The sequence below is a fragment of the Lentzea cavernae genome (assembly GCF_014653695.1).
Classification (GTDB): domain Bacteria; phylum Actinomycetota; class Actinomycetes; order Mycobacteriales; family Pseudonocardiaceae; genus Lentzea; species Lentzea cavernae.
On sequence record NZ_BNAR01000005.1, the window covers coordinates 572223 to 593308 of the forward strand.

The window sequence follows — 21086 nt, forward strand, 5'->3', positions numbered from 1 at the left end:
ACCACGTGCCCGCACCGGACATCGGTGCGGGCACGCGGCGTTTCCGGACCATGCGGGAGTGACCCGCCCCGGTCTCCGGAGCGGGTCACTTCCGCTGCAGGCGCTATCCCCGTGCCGCCACCACCTGCTCGGCGGGGACCGGCCAACCGGCCGGAGACCACAGGTCCTCAGTGGACAGTGCGGACGGGTGGTACTTGCCCAGTGCGCTGATGAGCAGGCGCAGCTCCAGGGTCATCGCCTCGACCAGACGGGTCAGGCCCGACTGGGGGTTCTCATCAACCGCCAGCAGGGCCGCCCGGCCGAGACCCGTGGCGGTGGCCCCGGCGGCCAGGCACTTCACGGCCCGCAGTCCTTCCCAGACCCGGCCCGACACCAGCAGGCAGCCGCGCGGGGAACCGATGCGGCGCAGGCACTCCGCCAACGGGAGGCCGACGCCAGCCAGCGACGCCGTGGGGGCCCATCCGCTGCCGCCCTCGGCCCCGTCCACGGTGACCGCGTCCGCGCCCGCCTGCCACGCGACGTCCGCCGCCGCGGCGACGTCACGTCCCGGCGGGAGCTTGACCCACACCCGCGCGCGCGGATAGTTGTTGCGCATCAGGCGGATCTGCTGCCGGAGGATCTCGTCGGTGAACGTCCCGGGGCTGGCGCAGCGCAGCACCCGGTCGCCGGCGGGGTCGATCAGCGGTTCCAGGGCGTACTGGCCGGCCAGGCGATCCGCCTGGGCGCGGTCGACGACGGTCAGGCCGCCGATGCCGGGTTTGGCGCCCTGACCGACCTTCAGCTCGAACCCCAGCCGCCCCGACTCCAGCAGGGGCCGCGTCGCCGGGTCGCTGTAGACGCGGTTCCACACCTCGGCGTCGGCGTCCTCCGTGCTCTGCTGCACCACCACTCCGCCCACCCCGTCCGGGGCGTGGTCGGCGTAGGCCGTGATCCTGGCCAGCAGGGACCGTTCGCCGGTGAAACCGTCGACCGGAACGACGTTCTCGCCGACGACCATCGGGATGCCCAGGGCGCCCGCCTGGGCCGCGGCGGCGCGTCCCAGGTCGGTGCCCACGGCACGGGTCGAGCCGAACGCGGACAGGTACAGCGGCAGGCGTGCGGCGAAACCGCCGACGGTGCTCTCCAGGTCGACGTCGCCGTGCAGGGGTTCGCGGGCGAGGTCGATGAGCTTCTCCAGGCGGCGCGGCATGAACACCGGCGGCACCAGGCGGGTCGCGTCGAGGGCGTCGGCGGGCGCGGGACCCTGCGGCTCGCCCAGCAGGGCGCCGCCGTAGTCCGACAGCGGGGGGAACACCGCCGCGGCGCCGAGGCGAGCCCGTTCCCGGACGGCGTCCTCCGGGAACGTGTCCGCGCGCAACGCGGTCACGGGGACACCACGCCGGGAATCTTCGGGAAGGCGTTGGCCTGCCAGACCGCGTCCAGCCCGCACAGGTAGCGGACCAGCCGCTCCAGTCCGATGCCGAAGCCCGCGCTTCCCGGGACGCCCTCGCGCACCATCTTCAGGTACCAGGCGTACTTCGCCGGGTTCTCCCCGGTCTCGCGCATCCTGGCGACGATGGTGGCGTACTCGTGTTCGCGCTCGCTGCCGCTGCACAGCTCGCCGTAGCCCTCGGGGGCCAGCAGGTCGAAGTTGAGCAGGTGGCCGGGCGCCGCCGGGTTCTCGCGGTCGTAGAAACCGCGGGAGCCCTTGGGGTAGTCGGTGAGGAAGAACGGCCTGCTGGACTTGGACGACAGCAGCGCCTCCCCCGTCCAGTCGATCTCGGCGTCGGGGTTCTGGGCGTGGCCGGTGTCGTGCAGGTCCGCGACGGCGGAGGCGTGGGTGCGCCGGTCGAAGGCCTGGCCGGACAACAGGTCGGCGAACGCGTCCGGGTCGCGGCCCAGGACGTCCAGCTCGGGGGCGCAGCGCTCGACGACGCGGCGCACGACGTGCACGACCAGGTTCTCGGCCACCCGCGTCGCGTCGTCGCGGGAGGCGCCGGCGACCTCGACGTCGATCTGGTGGAACTCGGCGAGGTGCCTGCTGGTCGAACTGGTCTCCAGCGGCTCCAGCCGCACGTTGGGGGCGATGCAGAAGATCCGGTCGAACGCCGTCAGCGACGCCTGCTTGTAGAGGATCGCGCTGGTCATCAGCTTGTAGCGGTGGCCGTAGTAGTCGACGTCGACCTGCTTGGCCCCGCGCGCTCCCGGGTCGGTGACCGGGCCGATGACCGGCGGCAGCATCTCGGTGAAGCCCTCCCCGCCCAGGTGTTCGCGCACGGCGTCGAGCACGCGGTGCTGCACGCGCAGCACGGCGCGGGTGGACGGTGAGGTCAGGTGGGCGCGCGGGTCCACCGGCGCCGAGGTGGTCGTGTCCATCGTGGTCACTCCTGGGGACGGGGGCTGGGACGGTCGAAGGCGCGCTCGACGTGGGTGAGCGAGCGGAGCAGTTCGTCGGCGGTGGGGGCGGCGGCGGGGACGGCACGGCCGGCGGGCAGCGGCAGGGCGCCGATGCGCGACCACTGCAGCCGCCCGTCGCCGTCCACGAACGCCCGCGTGCGCCCGGCGTTGTCCTGGTGCAGGCAGTAGGGCACGTCGAGGTAGCCGCGCTCGACCGCGCGGACCAGGGCGATGCCGACGTCGGGAGCGAGGCCGAGCACGGCCTCCACGAGCGCGCGGGCCTCGTCGAGCACACCGGTGTCCTCGATCGGGCCGCCCGGCTCGGCTTGAGCCGCCGCGGCCGCCGCGGTCACCAGCGCGGTGACGTTCTCGGCGACGGTGGGGATGCGGTGCGCCTCGGCCGTCGTCTTGACGATCAGGCGCTCCGCGCCGGTGCGCACGGCCAGTTCCGCCGAGCGTTCCAGCAACGCGGTCGCGCCGTGCGGGGTGCGCGGGAAGACGCCCATGTACGTGTAGAGCACGACGTGCCAGTCCACATCGGACAGATGTTCGGCAGCGAGGGCGCGCAGTGCGGCCACGGCCTCGGCGTCCTGGCCGGGGTCGGTCTGCTGGGCGTAGCTCAACGACATGCTGTCCACGCCGTGCTGGCGGAAGAACAGGCCTTCGAGCACGCTGATCGCCACCAGCAGGCTCGGCGGGCACAGCTGGCCCATCATGCAGCCGCCGAAGGACTCCAGGTGCGGCCGGGCGCCGCGCTCGCGGGCGTCGGACAGCAGCAGGCAGGACTCGGCCCACGCGCGCACCGACTCGGCGACCGGAACCCGGCTGTAGGGCAGGCAGTACGACAGCGGCCCGCCCTCCGTCGCGTCCAGACCGGCGGCCAGCAGGGCCGCGACGATCTTCTGCGGGCACGCGGAGCCGTGCCGCACCTGCACCGGGAAGTCCCGTCCCCGCAGACCGTCGAGCACGGCGCGGGTCGTCCCTGGCGAGTGGGCGACGATGGGGTAACCGTTGAGCTCGGCGCCGGTGTCCAGCGCCCTGCGCACCGCGAGGTGCTCCCCCACGCGGGTGAAGCTGTCCACGGTGATCGTGCCCGCCGCCCTCACCCCGGCGCCGCGCACCGCGGCGAGACCGGCCCGCATCCGCGCCGGTCCGGCGACGCCCATCCTGGGCTGCACGACCAGTTCCCCCGCGGCGGCGGCGCGGGCGACGAAGCCGCCGAACGAGCGGTCGGTCACGACCTCACCCCGGCGGAGAGCCGCTCGACGTAGCGGCGGAACTGCGGGATCGCATCGGCGTCCTCGAACACGGCGTCGAACCCGGCGGCCAGCAGCGCTGCCGCACGACCGCCCGCGCCGTCGACGCCGAGCTTGCCGCCGATGACGACCGGGGTGCCTGCCAGTCGTGCGCGCAGCGGTCCGATGACGCGCCTGGCGTCCTGGAACCCGTGCCCGTTCACGCTGCCGAGCACGACGAGGTCGGGTGCGGCCTGTCCGCATTTCGACGTCAGCAGTCCGTCGGGGACGCACGCCCCCAGGTTGGTGACGCGGTGTCCCATCTCCTCCAGCACCAGCTGCAGGTACACGAGGTTCCAGGTGTGCGCGTCGGAGGCGAGCCCGGAGACCACGATGTCGAGGCGGGCTGCGTCCGGGCGGGCGGCGTCCAACTCCATGGGGCGAGCTCCTCGGTCGCGGGTGTTTCCCTGCCCCGAAAGTTAGAAGCCGCGCCCCGCGCCACCAGGCAGCGCCGACGGCAGCCGTCCGGCAGTTGCCGCTATAGGGACGGCGGATCGACGTAGTAGAAACGTCTGCTGCAGAGCAAAAGTCCCTCGTCGGACAGGGTGACCACGTCAGCGAACTCGGACGGGAAGCGGCGTTCCGCGTCCGGAGGCGGGGTGTAGCGGCCGACGACGACCACGGTGTCCTTGTCCGCCACGAGCTTGTGGATGTGATGCCTTCCCTTGAGGGCGTGGGCGGTGTTCAGCAGCCGCACGGTGTCGTCGCGGCCGTGGCCCGGTGGCGCGTCGCTGCGTTTGAGCTGCATGTCGGGATGCAACAAAGAGGCGTAACCGTCCAGGTCCCCCGTGTCGAGGTAGTGGTAGGAGAGGCGTACGTGGTCGACACCTGCGGCGGTGCTCATGGCGGTTCTCCTCACGCGATGAACGACCACGGTCCCGCCGCCGGGCAACCTGCCGATATCTCCACGCTATCGCCGGGGCTTGTACTCCTCCGTGACCATGTGCTTACTCTCGGGGAATCGCAGACCGTGAAGGGTGGCCGCGCGCTATGTCTCCAGGGAGATTCCGGGTTCTCGGCCCGGTGGAGGTCGACGGTCTCGGCGGCGCCGCCCGGATCCCACCGGGCAGGCAGCAGGTGATCCTCGGGCTGCTTCTCGTGGAGGCGAACCGGGTCGTGAGCACCGAGGCGCTCGTCGACGCCCTGTGGGACGAGAGCCCGCCCGACACCGCGCGCACACAGGTGCAGATCTGCGTCTCCCGGTTGCGCCGCACCCTGGACACCGCGGGCATGTCCGCGGTCATCGACACCCGTCCGCCCGGTTACGAACTGCGGCTCAACGGGGACGCGCTGGACCTCGCCGACTTCCTCGCCCGCACGGCGGAGGCCCGTGTGCTGGTCAAGGAGGGCCGTGCCGCCGAGGCGGCCGCGCTCCTGCGGGAGGCCGCGGCGCTGTGGCGCGGGCAGTGCCTCGGCGGGGCTCCCAACCGGACGTTGCGCACCCGCGCGTTGCGGCTGGACGAGGACCGGCTCACCTGCGTCGAGGACTACCTGGAACTGGAGCTGGAACTGGGCCAGCACCACCAGCTCGTCGGCGAGGTCACGCGCCTGGTCCACGAACACCCGTTGCGGGAACGCCCGCGCGCACTGCTGATGCTCGCGCTGCACCGCTCCGGCAGGCAGGCCGAGGCCCTCGACACCTACCGCGCAGGCCGTGCCCTGCTCGTCGAGGAACTGGGTCTGGAGCCGGGGGAACGATTACGGGAGCTGGAGGCGGCGATCCTGGCCGGCGAGACCCCGGCCCAGCGCCAGGCCGAGCCCGCCCCGCGCCCCGCCGCCACCGCGCAGCCGGCCCGTCCGCGGCAGCTGCCCGCCGACACCGCCGACTTCGTCGGTGACGAGGAGATGTTGCGCGGCGCGGAGTCCGTGCTCGTCGGGGAGGCCGCGCGCTCGGCCGTGGGGGTCGTGGTGATCACCGGGCGCCCCGGCGTCGGCAAGAGCACCGTGGCCGCCCACCTCGCGCACCGGGTGGCGCACGAGCACTTCCCCGACGGACAGCTGTACTGCGACCTGCACGGCACCGGCGCACCGTCCACTGTGGACGACGTGCTGGGCCGTTTCCTCCTGGCGCTGGGCATCCCCGGCCCGGCGATCCCCGAAGGCGTCGACGCCAGGCTGGAGATGTACCGCACGCTGCTGGCCGACCGCCGGGTGCTCGTCGTGCTCGACGACGCGGCCACCGAGGGACAGGTCCTGCCCCTGCTGCCCGGCAGCAGCACGTGCGCCGTCGTGGTGACCAGCCGCTCGCGGCTGACCGGCCTCCCCGGCGCCCGCCAGGTGGAGCTGGACGTCCTCGACGCCCAGCAGTCGTTGCGGCTGCTCGGCATGGTCGTCGGAGAACACCGCGTCACCCGCGAACCCGAGGCCGCCGCGGCACTCGTGCGCACCGTCGGCGGCCTGCCGCTGGCGCTGCGGATCATCGCCGCCCGCCTGGCCGCCCGCCCCCACTGGACGCTCGCGTCGATGGTGCTCCGGCTGGCCAGCGAACGACACCGCCTCGACGAGCTCGCCCACGGCGAACTGACCATCCGCGCCAGCCTCGCGCTGACCCACGACGGCCTCGACCGCCGGTCCCGCGTGCTGTTCGGCCTGCTGAGCCTCACCGAGGGCCCCGTCGTCCCCGGCTGGATCGCGGGCGCGGTCCTCGACGACGACCGCCCGTTCCCGTCCGACCTGCTCGAACCGCTGGTGGACGTCCAGGTGCTCGACGTGGTCTCGGTCGAGCCCACCGGCGAGTTCCGCTACCGCTACCAGGACGTGCTGCGCCTGTTCGCCAGGGAGAAGGCCGCGCAGGACATCCCCGCCACCGACCGCACCGCCGCGGTCTCCCGCCTGCTCGGCGGCTGGCTGGCCCTGGCCGAACGCGCTCACCGCGACATCTACGGCGGCGACTACACAGTCCTGCACGGCACCGCACCGCGCTGGCAACCCGAGGTCACCTTCGCCGACCCGCTCGAATGGATGGACGGCGAACTCGAGAACCTCTGCGCCGCCGTCCACCAGGCGGCCACCTCCGGCCTGGACGAGCTCTGCTGGGACCTCGCCGTCACCTCGGTCACCCTCTTCGAGTCCCGCGGCTATCTCGCCCACTGGGAACGCACCCACGCCGAGGCCCTCACCGCCTGCCGCGCCGCGGGCAACACCCGTGGCACCGCAGCAGTCCTGAGCTCCCTGGGCACGCTCCACATCAACCGCGGCCGCCTCGACGACTCCCGCGCCGCCCTGCTCCCGGCCAGGGACCTGTTCGCCGACCTCGGCGACACCCACGGCCTGGCCCTGTGCGACCGCGACCTGGCCCTGATCGCCCGCAACACCGGCGACGCCACCACCGCCCTGCGCCTCTACGACCGCTCCCTCACCGCCTACGGCGAAGCCGGCGACATCGTGGGCCGCGCCATCGTCCTGACCCAGCGCGCCTTCATCCTGGCCACCAACGGCGAGATCACCCAGGCCCGCACCGACCTCGCCGAGGCGATGGCCGTGCACGAGTCCGTCGGCTACACGGGAGGCGCCGCCCGCACCCTCAACCGCATCGGCCAGGTCCAGGCCATGGCCGGCGAGCACGCCGCGGCCACCGCGACCATGCGCCGCGTCCTCGAGATGGTCCGCGACACCCGCGACGTGATCGGCGAGGGCCAGCTCCTGCGCAACCTGGGGCAGGTGAGCGCCGCCGCGGGTCGGGTTGGGGAGGCTCGCGCCTATTTCGAGCAGGCTCTGGCGATTCGTGAGCGGATTCTGGATCACACGGCGGCGAGCACGATTCGGGCTGAGTTGGCGGCGCTGCCCGCTGGGGAGGCTCACACGCTGGCCCCGACTGGGTGATCCGGGGTCGGCGGCGACACGAGAGGCGCTGGCGGGTTGGCGCCAAGGCGAACTGGTCGCTCGGCTGGCGGGCTCGCTCGGCTGGCTCGGCGGGCTGGCTCGCTCGGCTGGCTGGCTGGCTCGGTCGGCGGGCTGGCTCGGCGGGCGGGCTGGCACGGCTGGCTGGCTCGGCGGGCGGGCGGGCTGGCACGGCTGGCCGGCTCGGTAGGCGGGCTGGCACGGCTGGCCGGCTCGGTAGGCGGGCTGGCACGGCTGGCCGGCTCGGCGGGCGGGCTGGCACGGCTGGCTGGCACGGTGGGCTGGCTGGCACGGTGGGCTGGCTGGCACGGTGGGCTGGCTGGCACGGTGGGCTGGCTGGCACGGTGGGCTGGCTGGCACGGTGGGCTGGCTGGCGAACGGTGTGCTGACGCGGTTGGCTGGCGGACGCGTGCTGGCTCGGTGGGCGAGCTGGCGAGCGCGTGCGCCGGCGCGGTTGGCAGACACCAGAACCGCACCCCGGCCCTTCCCCCGCAACCCGTTCCTCACCCCACAACCCCGGCCGCGGGATGAGCGCGGAGGCCCGAGGAGCCCCCACGCCCGCCCCGCACTCCGGTCACACCCCGGCGGGGACGGACTCCAGCGCCGGGATGAACCGGGGCAGCGACCGCCACACCTCCTCGGTGTAGAAGTGCCCGCCCGGCAACTCCACGTGCCGGTACTCGCCCCCGGCCAGCGCCCGCCACTGCGCCGCCGTGTCCGCGACGATCACGTCGTCGTCGGCCCCGGTCAGCACCTGCAGCGGCACGCCGACCGTGGTCCCGTCGGCGTAGGCGAACGTGTCGCGGACGCGGATGTCGGCCCGCATCAGCTCGAGCGCCATCTCGCGCAGTTCCTCGTTGCCGAGGACGTAGTCCGCGAGGAGGCCGTTGACCGTCATCCACGACAGCAGTCCCGCGTCGGTGTCGCTTTGGGCGGGGAACATGTCGCGTGGTGTCAGTCCGCGGCTCGGGGCGTTGGCCGAGGAGACGACCAGGGCGTCCGGGAGGCGGCCGCCGGCCTTCTCGATGCGGGCGGCCACGTCGAACGCCATCCAGCCGCCCATGCTGTGTCCGAAGAGGACGTACGGGCGGGTGGCCGCCGCGAGGACGGCCGAGGTGGCGTCGGCCGCGAGGGCCTGCCAGTCGTCGGCGTGGTCCTCGAGGAAGCGCCCGTCCCTGCCGGGGTAGCAGATCGCGGCCAGTTCCACGTCGGCGGGCAGGACGTCGGCCCAGGGCAGGTACGGGCCAGCGCCGCCGCCGCAGAAGCCGAGGCACACCAGCGACCTCGTGGCCTCCGGCTTGCGGCGGGGGCGGACCACCACGTTGTCGATGTTGTCCACGGTTCCTCCTAGACGCGCAGGGACTCGACGTGCCGGGCGAGGTCGGTGAGGCGGGGGTGGCGGTAGACGTCTCGGGTGGACATCTTGAGGCCGAAGGTCTTCTTCACCTTCGACACCACCCGCAGGGCGACCAGGGAGTGGCCGCCGAGGGCGAAGAAGTCGTCGTCGGCGTTGACCGAGTCGCGGCCGAGGACCTCGGCCCACACCTGGGCGATGAACTGTTCGAACTCGCCTTCCGGGGCGGTGCCGGCCGCGGCGGGCGGTGCGGGCAGGGCGGCGGTGTCGAGCTTGCCGCCCGGGGTGAGCGGCAGTGCCGCGACCTCGACGAACGCGGCCGGGACCATGACCTCCGGCAGGGAGGCGGCGGCGTGCTCGCGCAGTCCGGACGCGCCCTCCAGGCCCGAGGGCACGTAGTAGGCGACGGGCTGGCCGCCCAGGTCGTCGCGGACGACGACGGCTGCCGCGGCGACGGCCGGGGACGACCGCACGACGGTCTCGATCTCGCCCAGCTCCACGCGGTGGCCGCGGATCTTCACCTGCCGGTCGGCGCGGCCGTGGAACTCCAGCAGGCCGTCCGCGGTGCGGCGCACCAGGTCGCCGGTGCGGTACATGCGCGCGCCCGGCTCGCCGGAGGGGTCCGGCAGGAAGCGGCCGGCGGTCAGGCCGGAGCGGCCGAGGTAGCCGTGGGAGACGCGGGGGCCTGCGATGCAGAGCTCGCCGATCTCGCCGTCGGGCACCTCCCGCAGGCCGGCGTCGAGCACCAGGAGCCTGTTGCCGGGCAACGGGTCGCCGATGGTCGGGTGCTCGCCCCGCACCAGGGCGACCGTCGCGTCGACGGTGCACTCGGTCGGGCCGTAGAGGTTGAACGCCTCCACGGTCCCGGCGGCGGCCAGTTCCCGCCACACCGGCACGCTGATCGGCTCGCCGCCGATGAACAGGCGCAGCCGCCTGCCGTCGGGACGTCCGGGCAGCAGGTGCTCGCGCAGCATCTCCCAGTGCGTCGGCGTCATGTCCACATCGGACACACCGCACTCGTCGAGCCACGCGACCAGCTTGGCGGGCTCGGTGCGGTGCGCGTCCTCCAGGACGACGATCGTGTCGCCGCGGCAGACCCGCGCCCACTGCTGCACCGACGCGTCGAAGGACGCGCTGGCGTTCCACGCCACGACACCGGGTTCGGCCGCGTACACGGCCATCTGCTCCAGTCCGTCCACAAGGGACGCGACACCACCGCGGGTGGCCTGCACCCCCTTGGGCAGACCGGTCGAGCCGGAGGTGTAGATCACGTAGGCGGCGTCGTCGGCGGACACGGCAACGTCGACGTGCTCACCGCCGACGAGAGCCAGGTCGTCCGGCGTCACGGTCGTGCGCACAGCGGCGTCGCCCGCCATGTGGGCCAGGCGGTCGGCGGGGTAGGCGGGGTCGAGCGGCACGTACGCCGCCCCGGCACGCCACACCGCGAGCAGCGAGACGAGCAGCCCGCTGCCCCGCGGAACGCGCACACCCACGCGATCCCCGCGCACCACTCCGCGCGCGGCGAGCACGGCGGCCAGCGCGGCCGTGCGGGCCTCCAGTTCGGCGAACGTCAGCGCGCCCGCGGTGTCGCGCACGGCGATCCGCTCGGGCGCCGTCCGCACGACGTCGTGGAAGCGGGACAGCAGGTCCCGGCCGGTCATCGGTCCTCTCCGCTCACCGGGGTGGCCGACGGGGCGACGGTGGGCGCGCAGTCCAGCACGGAGACCGGTTCGCCCATGGCGACGACGATCTTGCGGTCGCCGCGGAACGGGTCGCGGCCGTGCGTGGACAGGATGTTGTCGACCAGGAGCAGGCCACCGCGCTCCCAGCGGCGGCGGGTGGTGGCGGCGTCGTAGGCGGCCTGGATGGTGGCGAGCTCCTCGCGGCTGAGCACGGTGCCGTCGCCGAAAGCGGTGTTGAACGGCAGGTCCTCGACGCCGAACTCGTCGACCAGCGCGTCGCGCAGCTCCTCGTCGAGCGCCCACTCGTTCCAGAACGCCATGTGGTTGAACCAGACCTCCGCACCGGTCACGGGGTGCGAGATGATCCCGGGGCGCAGCTGGGTGGTGCGCAGGTGGCCGTCGGACTGCCAGTCGCAGGACACCAGGTTCTCCGCGCCGTACGCCTCGACCTCCTCCTTCGTGGTCGCGGCGAACGCGGTCTGCCACGAGGTGGAGATGTGCTCGGAGTAGCTGCGGTTGAGCAGCCAGCCGACCTTGCGCATCTTGGCCACGAGTTCCGCCGGCAGCGACGCGAGCACCTTGCGGCAGTCGGCCACCGGGGTCGCGCCGCCCTCGGGCGGGGCGATCAGGCAGGCGAACATGAGCAGACCGGGGAAGGTCAGGGTGTAGCTGTTCTCGTTGTGCATGTGGATCGCCTGCGCGGCGGGCAGGTCCGTGGACGAGAACACCCCGTTGCCGAAGTCGCTGCGCGGGGTGGCCTTCTCCCGGTACGGGGTGCGCTCGGGCATGAGCGTGTCGCGCACGAGGCCGAAGTCGTCGACGTCGTGCACCGGCAGGCCTCGCACGTACACCGAGCTGTGCTCGTGCAGCAGGGCGCGCAGGGCGTCGGTGTTGGCCCGCAACCACTCCGTGGCCTGCTCGATCGTGTGCACGTTCTCGGCGTCGACGGTGGCAGGAGCGCCGGGCTCGATCGTGACCACCAACGGCGCCGTACCTGACAAAGCGGTGGGGCTCATCGCACTTTCCTCTCTGCTGGCGTGGTGCCGACGCTAGGGACGCCGCGAACCCCTGTGCGGCAGGCGGTGCGGCAGCTGCTGGGGCAGGTGCGGGCTTCCGCCAAGGTGCCGCTCGACCTGCCGATCCGGCCGTCGGCGCGCGCCTAGCTTTCGACTCGAACGTCCACCGCGCACACCGATCCGGAGGGTGACATGTCGCTGCACGAGGAGGTCGGCCGCTTCGCGACCGCCGCACCGGATCGCACCGCGGTGCGGACCGGCGGGAGGTCGACCGGCTACGCCGAGCTCGACCGGCTGGCGGGTGCGCTGGCCGCGGAACTCGCCGGCGCCGGACTGCGGCCCGGCGGCGTCGTCGCGGTGCGCAGCGGTGCGCGGCCGGACTACGTGACCGCGATGCTGGCCGTGTGGCGGGCGGGCGGCGTGTACCTGCCGCTGGACCCCGAAGCCCCGGCCGAGCGCACGCGGGACATGCTCGACGACGCCGGCGCGGCCCTGCTCGTCGAGGACGGCGCGGTCCGCGAGACCGGTGTCGCCGCCCGCGTCGCGACCGCCGGCCTGGCCTACCTGATCTACACCTCGGGCACCACCGGCCGTCCCAAGGGCGTCGCCGTCGACCACGCCGCACTGGCCGCGCACGTCCCCGCCGTCGCGCAGCGCTTCGGCATCACCGGCCAGGACGTGGTGCTGCAGATGGCGGGCCCGTCGGTCGACGTCGCCGTCGAGCAGGTCCTGACCGCGCTCACCACGGGCGCATGCCTGGTGCTGCCCGAACGACGGCTGCTGTCGGTCGACGAGCTGCTGCGCCTCGTCGAGGACGAGCAGGTCACCGTGGCCAACCTCCCCGCGGGCTACTTCCACGACTTCACCGCCGCCCTGGACCGGGTGCCGCCGTCGCTGCGCACCATGATCTCCGGCAGCGACCGCCTGTCCCCCGCCGCGGCCGCCGAGTGGACCCGGCGCACCGGGGTGCGCCTGTTCAACGCCTACGGCCCCACCGAGACCGTGATCACCGCGACGGTGCACGCGACGGCCGGGGAGACCGGCTCGGTGCCGATCGGCACGCCGGTCGGCGGGCGGCGCGCGCACGTCCTCGACGGCCTGCGCCCGAGCGACGAGGGCGAGCTGTACCTCGGCGGCCCCGAGCTGGCCGTGGGCTACCTGGGCAGCGCGGCGCTGACCGCGGCCCGCTTCCTGCCCGACCCGTCCGGTCCGCCCGGATCGCGCATGTACCGCACGGGCGACACCGTCCGCCGCGACTCCGGCGGCGTGCTCGACTTCGTCGGCCGCGGCGACGACCAGGTCAAGGTCCGCGGCTACCGGGTGGAGCTGGGCGAGGTGCAGCACGCCCTCGCCGCGCACCCGGCCGTGGAGACCTGCGCGGTCGTCCCGCACGGCACCGGCCTGGCCGCCTACGTCACGGGAGCCGCGGACACCGCCGAGGTGCGCGACTTCCTCGCCCGCCGGTTGCCCTCGCACATGGTCCCCGCCTCGGTCACGGCGCTCGACCGGCTGCCCCTCACCGACGGCGGCAAGGTCGACCGCGCCGCGCTGCCCGCCCCGGCCGCCTCCGAACCGGCTCCTGAGGACGACGCGCCCCGCGACCACACCGAGCAGCTGCTCGCCGGCATCTGGGCCGACGTGCTGGGGGTCCGCCGGGTCGGCGCGCACGACAACTTCTTCCACCTCGGCGGTGACTCGCTGACCGCCGTCCGGGTCGCGAGCCGCGTGTTCGAGGCGTTCGGCCCGGTCTCGCCGTACCTGGTCTTCGAGGCGCCCACGCTCGCGGAGTTCGCCGCCGCGCTGCGTGCCGGTTCGACCCCGGCCCGTCCCGGTCCGGTCGCCCGGCCCGGCTCCCCCGCGCCGTTGTCGCGGTTCCAGCGCGGTCTGTGGCTGCGCGAGTGCTGGGAGCCCGGCGGCTCGGTCTACAACGTGCCGTGGCTGTTCCACTTCAGCGGACCGCTCGACGCGGCCGCGCTGCGACAGGCGCTCCAGGCGGTGGCCGATCGGCACGACGCACTGCGCTCGACCATCGGCACGGACGCGGACATGGCTCCCGTGCTGATCGTCCACGACCGCGTCGAGGTGCCGTTCACCGAGACCCACGCTGAGCTGGAGTCGGAGGTCTCCACCGCGGCGCAGCTGCCGTTCGACCTGGCCTCGGGACCGCTGCTGCGCGCCCGCCTGGTCCACACCGGCCCCGGCGAGGCGACTCTCGTGCTCGTCGTGCACCACATCGTCTGGGACGAGGGGTCGCTGCGGGTGCTCGACCGCGAACTCCGCGAGTGCTACCTCGCCGCCGTCGAGGGCCGGGCACCCCGCCTCCCCGATCTGGCCGTCCAGTACAGCGACTACGCCCGTTGGTCCACAGAGGACGAGTCCGATGTGGACTACTGGGTGGAGCACCTGCGCGGTGCGCCGTCGACGCCGGCCATCCGCCCCGACCTGGACGGCACCGCGGGCACCGGGCGCGGCGGGGTCCTGCCCTTCGCCTTCGGCCCGGAACTGGCCGAAGGCGTGCGCGCCCTCGCCCGCGCCGCCGGTGCCACCCCCTACCTCGTCCTGCTGGCCGCTCTCGTCGAGGCGCACCGGCGCCGCGGGGCCGGCGACGTGGTGATCGGCACCCCGGTCAGCGTCCGCGACCGCGCCGAGCTCGACGCGCTCGTCGGCTACTTCATCAACCTGGTCCCGTTGCGCTTCCGGCCCGACGGCGAGGAGCTGACCGGCCGCGACCTGCTCGACCACGTGCGTTCGGTGGCGTTGGACGGCTTCCGCCACCAGGGCGTGCCGTTCGAGGAGATCGTCGCCGCGACGTCCGGCGAACGCAGCGGCGCGGGCACTCCCCTGTTCCAGCTGGTGTTCGAGATGCACACCGCTGAGGCCGGCACGGCCCCGTACGGCGCTGTGACCGTCGAGAAGCGTTTGCACTCCAACGAGTTCTCCCGGTTCGACCTGTCGTGGTCGGTCGAGGACGACGGGGTGGGCTTCCACGGCCGCGTCGAGTACGCCGCCGACCTGTTCGCCCCCGCGACCGCCGAGGCGCTGGGCGCGCAGTGGCGTGCGGTGGTCGAGGAACTGGTCGCCGACATCGACGCGGAACTGCCCGCGCCGGCCCTGCCCGTCGACATCGACACCCCCGTGCACGTGCGCATCGCCTCGCAGGCCGCTCGGACACCGGACGCCACCGCCCTGGTGTCCGGCGCGGAGTCGCTGACCTACGCGGAGCTCGACGCCGCCGCCAACCGCGTGGGCCGGCACCTCACCGCCCTCGGGGTCGCCCCCGGCGACGTGGTGGCCGTCCGCATCCCCCGCGACACCGCCCTGGTCGTGGCGCTGCTCGCCGTGCTCAAGGCGGGTGCGGCCTACACGCTGCTCGACCCCGACCTGCCCGCCGCCCGCCAGGACCAGGTGGTCGCCGACGCCGGCGTGCGGTTGATCGTCACCGCCGACGTGGTGGCCGCGGCCACGGAGGACGGCGACTTCGTGGTGCCGGTCGACGCCGACGCCGTCGCCTGCGTCATGTACACCTCCGGCTCCACGGGCCGTCCCAAGGGCGTCGCCGCCACGCACCGGGCGCTCGCGGCCACCTACAGCGGCCAGGACTACGCCGGGTTCGGCCCGGACGAGGTCTGGCTGCAGTGCTCGCCCGTGTCGTGGGACGCGTTCGGGCTGGAGCTGTACGGCGCACTGATGTTCGGCGGGACCTCCGTTCTGCACCCCGGCCAGCGGCCCGACCCGCAGACCATGGCCGACCTGGTCGCCCGGCACGGCGTCACGCAGCTGCAGCTGTCGTCGAGCCTGTTCAACTTCCTGGTCGACGAGCTCCCGGAGGTCTTCGCCGGCCTGCGGGTGGCGTTCACCGGCGGTGAGCGCGCCTCGGCCGCCCACATCGCCCGCCTTGCCGAGCGGTACCCGCACGTGCGCGTGGTGAACGGTTACGGACCGGTGGAGAGCATGGGCTTCACCACCACCCACGACGTGGCTCCGGTCGATCCCTCCGCGGCGGTGCCCATCGGCCGGGCGGTGGCGCACAAGGGCGTCCACGTCCTCGACGAGAAGCTCAAGCCCGTCGGCGGCAGCGAACAGGGCGAGATCTACGTGACGGGCGCGGGCCTCGCGCTGGGCTACGTCGCCCAGTCCGGGATCACCGCCGGGCGGTTCCTGCCCGACCCGTTCGGCCCGCCGGGATCCCGCATGTACCGCACCGGCGACATCGGCGCGTGGAACCCGGACGGCACCCTCGCCATCACCGGCCGCGCCGACGACCAGGTCAAGATCCGCGGCTTCCGCGTGGAGCCCGGCGAGGTGGCCGTGGTGCTGGGCGGGTGTCCCGGCGTCGGCGACTGCGCGGTCGTGGCGCACGAGCCCGTGCCCGGCCAGCCCCGCCTCGCCGCCTACGTCACCGCCCGCGGCGACGTCGTCCCGGACCTCGCCGGCGTGCACGACTTCCTCGCGGGCCTGCTGCCCGACTACATGATCCCGTCCAGCGTGACCGTCCTCTCCTCACTTCCGTTGACGGCCAACGGAAAACTCGACCGGGCTGCCCTACCGGTCCCCACCGAGGCCGTCGCCCCCTCGGGCGGTCCGGCCACGACCGACGCCGAACGCCTGGTGGCACGCGTGTGGGCCGAGGTGCTCGGACTCGCCGAGGTCGGCCCGCACGACAACTTCTTCCGCGTGGGCGGCAACTCCCTGGCCGCGGTGCGGGTCGCCATGCACCTGTCCAGCGCCACCGGGTCCCGCGTCCTGCCCCGCCAGGTGTTCGCCGCACGCACCGTGAGCGCCCTCGCCCGCACGCTCGAGACGACTGGAGCAGCCCAGTGAGCACCACGACGCCGGTGTCCGGCCTGCAGCGCGGCCTGTGGTTCATGGACCGCTGGAACCCGGGATCACCCGCCTACCTCGTGCCGTGGGTCTTCGAGTTCGACGGCCCGGTGTCCGCCGACGTGCTGCACCGCGCCCTGCTCCTGCTCGTCGGCCGGCACTCCGCTCTACGCACCACGTTCGACCTCGGCCCTGACGGTCCTGTTCGGACAGTGCATTCCGCCGTGCGGCTGCCGTTCGCGGAGGTTTCGGTCGACGGGCAGGCCTTGCGGGCACTGCTGGACTCCGAGACCCGCACCGGGTTCGACCTGGCCGAGGGGCCGCTGCTGCGGGCCACCCTGGCCACCGGGCCCGGGGTGCCGGACACGCTCGTCCTCGTCGTGCACCACATCGTGTGGGACGGCTGGTCGGCCGGGGTGTTCGAGCGGGAGCTGGCCGAGGTCTACAACGCCCTCGCCTCGGGCAGGGAACCCGACCTCGCACCTCTGGACCACTCCGGTGACGTCGCGGTGCCGGCAGAGGACTCGCTGGCCTACTGGACGGAGCGGCTCGCCGGCGCTCCCGCCGAGCTGACGCTGCCGACCGACCGGCCCCGTCCGCCCAGCCGGACGTTCGCGGGCGGCACGGAGATGTTCGGCCTGCCGGAGGGAAGCTCGAACAGGATCCGCGACCTGGCCGCCGACCTCGGCGCGACGCCGTTCGTGGTGCAGGTGGCCGCGTTCGCCGCGCTGCTGCACCGCTACACCGGCGCGCGGGACCTGGTGGTCGGCACACCGGTCACCACCCGCGACCGTCCCGAACTGGCCGACGTCGTCGGCTACTTCGTCAACATCGTCGCGCTGCGCGTGTCCGTGGACCCCGCCGCCACCTTCGCCGACCTGGTCGAGCAGGTCCGCGACGCCGCGTTCGACGCCTACGCCTACCTCGACGTGCCGTTCGACGAGGTCGTCGACGCGCTGGCACTCGAACGCTCGGCCCGGCACGCGCCACTGGTGCAGGTCGTCTTCGGCGCGCACGCCGAGGACCCGGCACCGCTGCGCTTCGGCACGGCCACCGCGACCCGGCGCATGCACCACAACGGCACCAGCAAGTTCGACCTGACCTGGTCGACCTTCGACGACGGTGAACTGCGGGGCGAGGTGGAGTACGCCACCGACCTGTTCGACCGGGAGACCGTGCTGCGCATGGCCGGCCACTGGCGCACCCTGCTCGCCGCCGCGCTGGACGCGCCGGAAGCGCCGCTGTGGCGGCTGAGCCCGCTCGACGCCGCCGAGACGGCCGCCGCGCTCGCACCGCCTCGCGCCGACCAGGCGGCTGTGGCACCGCTGGCCACTCAGGCGGCTGTGCCGCCGATGGCCACTCAGGCGGCTGTGCCGCCGCTGGCCGACCTCGCCGCTGCGCCGTCATCGGTGCCCTCGCAGGCAACTCCGGCCAGCGTGCGGCCGATGGCATCGACGCCTGCCGGGCAGGCCGCTGTGCCGCCACTGGCACCGCTGCCCGCCACCCAGGCCGCGGTGCAGCCGTCGACGGCGCCGCAAGCAACGCCGTCCGCCGTGCCGCCGCTCGCCACCCAAGCCGCTACACCGCCCGCACCCCCGCACGCCACCCCGGCCACTCCCCGAACGCTGCACCGCGCGTTCGAGGCCGCCGCCGACGCCCACCCCGACCGCCTCGCCCTCACCTGCGGCGACCAGTCGTGGACGTACGCGGAGCTGGACGCGGCCGCCAACCGCGTCGCCCACACCCTCGCCGCCGACGGCGTGCGCCGAGGCGACCGGGTCGGCGTGCTGCTGGAGCGCGGCGAGCGGGTCGTCACCACGATCCTGGGCGTGCTCAAGGCCGGCGCGGCCTACGTGCCCGTCGACCTGGCCACCCCGGCGGACCGGGCCGAGTTCGTCTTCGCCGACACCGGCGTCGACGTGGTCGTCACCGACGACTACCTGGCCGACCCGCGGCTGGCACAGGCGCCGTCGCACCGGCCCGGAATAGAGGCCGGCCCGGCCGACCTGGCGTACATCATCTTCACGTCCGGCTCGACCGGCCGCCCCAAGGGCGTCGCGGTCTCGCACGAGCACGTCGGCAGGCTGATGCGCTCGGGCGCGGAGCACTTCGCGTTCGCCGAGAACGACGTGTGGACCCTGTTCCACTCCTACGCCTTCGACTGGACGGTCTGGGAGCTGTGGGGGCCGCTGCACCACGGTGGCCGGTTGGTCGTGGTGCCTCGTGTGGTGAGCCGTTCGCCCGAGGCGTTCGCGGACCTGCTCTCGGACGAGCGCGTCACCCGTCTGTGCCTGACGCCGTCGGCGCTGCGGACGCTCGAGGGTGTTCTGCGCGGCGCACCGCGTCCGCTGCCCGCGTTGCGGTCGGTGATGCTCGGCGGGGAGGCGCTCGAACCGGCCGTGGTGCAGCGCTGGTTCGCGCTGGAGCACTGCCCGCCGGCGGTCCTGTGCAACCTCTACGGCATCACCGAGACCACGGTGCACGTCACGACGCTCGACGTGCCCGGCGCGGCGGGGTTCGGTCGCAGTCTGATCGGCGAGCCGATGCCGCACCTGTCGGCGTTGGTGCTCGACGAGCGCCTGCAGCCGTGCCCGGTCGGCGTCCCCGGCGAGTTGTACATCGGGGGCGGGTCGCTGGCCAACGGGTACTGGGGTCGTCCTGGGCTCACGGCGCGGCGGTTCCTGCCCGACCCGTACGGGGTCATGCCCGGTGGCAGGCTCTACCGCACCGGGGACGTGGCGCGGCGGTTGGCCGGTGGCGGTCTGGAGTACGTCGGCCGGTGCGACAACCAGGTCAAGGTGCGCGGGTTTCGCATCGAGCTCGGTGAGGTCGAAGCCGCCGTCGCCGCGCATCCCGCGGTCACGTCCTGCGTGGTGACCGTGCACGACGACAGGCTCGCCGCCTACGTCACGGTCGACGGGGCCGCACCGTCGTACGCCGAGTTGCGCGCGTTCCTCGCCACGACCCTGCCCGAGCACATGATCCCGGCGACGGCGACCGTGCTCGGGGTCATTCCGCTGACCGTCAACGGCAAGGTCGACCGGAAAGCGCTGCCGGCGCCCGATCTCGGGTCCGTGCTCGACACCGAGGCGCACGTCAGCCCTGAGACGCCGCAGGAGCGCGCGCTCGCCGAGGTCTACGCCGAGGTGCTCGACCTCGACGGTGTGGGCGCCCGGGACAACTTCTTCCACCTGGGCGGCGACTCCATCCGCGCCGTCCACCTGGCGGGGAAGCTGCGCGAGCGCGGCTGGACGCTGTCGCTGCCGGACCTGTTCGGCGCGCCGACGCCGGCCGAGCTCGGCCCGCTGTTGAAGGCCTGCACCGGTCCGGCGAAGCAGTCGGCAGCGTTCGACCTGGTGTCGGACGCCGACCGGGAAGCGCTGCCGGCGGACGTCGTGGACGCCTACCCGATGGTGGCCATGCAGATGTCGATGATCTTCCACATGGAGCTGTCCGACGACGCGGGCGGTTACCACAACGTCAACAGCTACCGGGTCGCCGGCACGCTCGACGAGGCCGCGCTGCGCCGCGCCGTCGGTGACGCCATGACCCGCCATCCCGTGCTGCGGACCACTTTGGACGTGTCCCGCTACAGCGAGCCGTTGCAGTTGGTGCACGCCGAGGCGCCGATCCCGGTGCACGTGGAGGACCTGCGCGGGCTGAGCCCCGACGAGCAGGCCGCTGAGGTCGCCGACGTGTTCGACGAGAACGTCGCCGCGCGGTTCGACCTGCGCACAGCACCGCTGTTCCGGGTCACCGCGCAGCACCTGGCCGACGACGCGTTCCAGCTCACCATCGCCGAGCACCACGCCATCCTCGACGGCTGGAGCTTCACCTCGCTGCTCGCCGAGATCCTCGAACGGCACAGCGCGCCCGGCCAGGAGCCGCTGCCCGCTCCCCGGTCGACCTTCCGCGAGTTCGTGGCCGTCGAACGGGAAGCGATGGCGTCGCAGGAGAGCGAGCGCTACTGGAAGTCCACACTGGACGGAGCCAGCGGCGCGATCTGGTCCAGTGGGCCGGACCTGGGCGACCCGGAGATCCCGCGCACGATCGAGCGCGTCGTCCCCGGCGCCGACGAGATGTTGCGCGACACCGCCCGCCGGCACGGCGTCACGGTGAAGACCGTCGGTCTCGCCGCGCACGTCGCCGCGCTGCACCGGATCACCGGTCTGGCGCGGTTCACCACCGGGCTGTCGGTCAACGGCAGGCTGGAGACCGACGGCGGCACCGAGGCCTACGGCCTGTTCCTGAACACCGTTCCCCTGGTCGTCGACTTCACCGAGAACGGCGCCGACCTGATCGCGGCGATGCACGAGGCCGAGGCGGACATGCTGCCCCACCGCCGGATGCCGTTCGCCCGCATCGCACGCCACCTCGCCGACACCCGGCTGGAGGCCTGCTTCGCCTTCCTGCGGTTCCACTCGCTGGGCAGGCTGGCCGACTCCCCCACCCGCCTGCTCGACGACCGCATCGGCTGCGAGCCGACCATGCGCTACGAGCCGACGAACTTCGCCCTCGGCGCCGCCCTGGTGCAGGACCCCTCGTCGGCGCGGGTGCTGCTCGCCGTCGACCACCTGCCCTCCGTGGTCCCCGACGACGTCGCGGACGCCTACGCGGACGCCTACGTCGAGGCGTTGCACGTGCTCGCCCACGACCCCGCCGCGGACCTGCGGGTCCCGGCGTTCGCCCGGTAGCCCCCTGT

12 protein-coding genes are annotated in these 21086 nt (G+C 73.6%); 4 read left to right on the plus strand and 8 right to left on the minus strand.

Annotated elements, in window-relative coordinates:
• Positions 1-103: 103 nt before the first annotated feature.
• The 5 genes from IE307_RS19945 to IE307_RS19960 form a co-directional block, all read right to left on the minus strand.
• Complete coding sequence (locus tag IE307_RS19945; RefSeq protein WP_191299599.1) at positions 104-1366, minus strand: glutamate synthase-related protein; 1263 nt, start codon at positions 1364-1366, stop codon at positions 104-106.
• The gene (locus IE307_RS19950) at positions 1363-2355 is read right to left on the minus strand and encodes an asparagine synthetase A (RefSeq protein ID WP_191299601.1); all 993 of its coding nucleotides are present in this window, start codon (positions 2353-2355) and stop codon (positions 1363-1365) included. Before IE307_RS19950 ends, IE307_RS19945 begins: the two co-directional genes overlap by 4 nt.
• Before the next feature lie 5 nt (positions 2356-2360).
• Positions 2361-3614, minus strand: coding sequence for a methylaspartate mutase (locus IE307_RS19955; RefSeq protein ID WP_229904890.1), 1254 nt, complete (start codon positions 3612-3614; stop codon positions 2361-2363).
• Positions 3611-4048: a cobalamin-dependent protein gene (locus IE307_RS46855; RefSeq protein WP_229904891.1), complete on the minus strand. Its 438-nt coding sequence runs from the start codon at positions 4046-4048 to the stop codon at positions 3611-3613. Before IE307_RS46855 ends, IE307_RS19955 begins: the two co-directional genes overlap by 4 nt.
• Positions 4049-4149: 101 nt before the next feature.
• A complete protein-coding gene (locus tag IE307_RS19960; protein ID WP_191299606.1) occupies positions 4150-4515 on the minus strand; it encodes a nuclear transport factor 2 family protein in 366 nt (121 codons plus the stop codon).
• A gap of 146 nt (positions 4516-4661) precedes the next feature.
• On the opposite strand from IE307_RS19960, the gene IE307_RS19965 reads away from it, so the two are divergent.
• A complete protein-coding gene (locus IE307_RS19965) occupies positions 4662-7493 on the plus strand; it encodes an AfsR/SARP family transcriptional regulator (protein WP_191299607.1) in 2832 nt (943 codons plus the stop codon).
• A gap of 592 nt (positions 7494-8085) precedes the next feature.
• Here IE307_RS19965 and IE307_RS19970 read toward each other — a convergent pair.
• Genes IE307_RS19970 through IE307_RS19980 form a run of 3 tightly spaced genes read right to left on the minus strand, consistent with a single transcriptional unit; the run spans position 8086 to position 11563 of the window.
• The gene (locus IE307_RS19970; RefSeq protein WP_191299609.1) at positions 8086-8850 is read right to left on the minus strand and encodes a thioesterase II family protein; all 765 of its coding nucleotides are present in this window, start codon (positions 8848-8850) and stop codon (positions 8086-8088) included.
• 8 nt (positions 8851-8858) lie between these two features.
• Complete coding sequence (locus IE307_RS19975; protein WP_191299612.1) at positions 8859-10526, minus strand: non-ribosomal peptide synthetase; 1668 nt, start codon at positions 10524-10526, stop codon at positions 8859-8861.
• Positions 10523-11563 (minus strand): TauD/TfdA family dioxygenase, encoded by a 1041-nt coding sequence (locus IE307_RS19980; protein WP_191299614.1) that lies wholly within the window; start codon positions 11561-11563, stop codon positions 10523-10525. The genes IE307_RS19975 and IE307_RS19980 overlap by 4 nt, the downstream gene beginning before the upstream one ends.
• 24 nt (positions 11564-11587) lie before the next feature.
• Between IE307_RS19980 and IE307_RS47290 the strand changes: the two genes are divergently transcribed.
• From IE307_RS47290 to IE307_RS19990, 3 genes are read left to right on the plus strand one after another with little or no spacing between them, the layout of a single operon-like run.
• Positions 11588-11710, plus strand: coding sequence for a hypothetical protein (locus IE307_RS47290; RefSeq protein ID WP_268250386.1), 123 nt, complete (start codon positions 11588-11590; stop codon positions 11708-11710).
• A gap of 45 nt (positions 11711-11755) precedes the next feature.
• Positions 11756-16384, plus strand: coding sequence for a non-ribosomal peptide synthetase (locus IE307_RS19985; RefSeq protein WP_191299616.1), 4629 nt, complete (start codon positions 11756-11758; stop codon positions 16382-16384).
• On the plus strand, positions 16381-21078 hold the full coding sequence (locus tag IE307_RS19990; RefSeq protein WP_229904892.1) for a non-ribosomal peptide synthetase: 4698 nt from the start codon (positions 16381-16383) through the stop codon (positions 21076-21078). Before IE307_RS19985 ends, IE307_RS19990 begins: the two co-directional genes overlap by 4 nt.
• The last annotated feature ends 8 nt before the right edge of the window (positions 21079-21086 follow it).

Coding starts and splice junctions, on each gene's coding strand:
- IE307_RS19965 (WP_191299607.1), top strand. CDS start 4,662: ATGTCTCCAGGGAGATTCCGGGTTCTCGGCCCGGTGGAGGTCGACGGT.
- IE307_RS19960 (WP_191299606.1), bottom strand. CDS start 4,515: ATGAGCACCGCCGCAGGTGTCGACCACGTACGCCTCTCCTACCACTAC.
- IE307_RS46855 (WP_229904891.1), bottom strand. CDS start 4,048: ATGGAGTTGGACGCCGCCCGCCCGGACGCAGCCCGCCTCGACATCGTG.
- IE307_RS19985 (WP_191299616.1), top strand. CDS start 11,756: ATGTCGCTGCACGAGGAGGTCGGCCGCTTCGCGACCGCCGCACCGGAT.
- IE307_RS19975 (WP_191299612.1), bottom strand. CDS start 10,526: ATGACCGGCCGGGACCTGCTGTCCCGCTTCCACGACGTCGTGCGGACG.
- IE307_RS19980 (WP_191299614.1), bottom strand. CDS start 11,563: ATGAGCCCCACCGCTTTGTCAGGTACGGCGCCGTTGGTGGTCACGATC.
- IE307_RS19950 (WP_191299601.1), bottom strand. CDS start 2,355: ATGGACACGACCACCTCGGCGCCGGTGGACCCGCGCGCCCACCTGACC.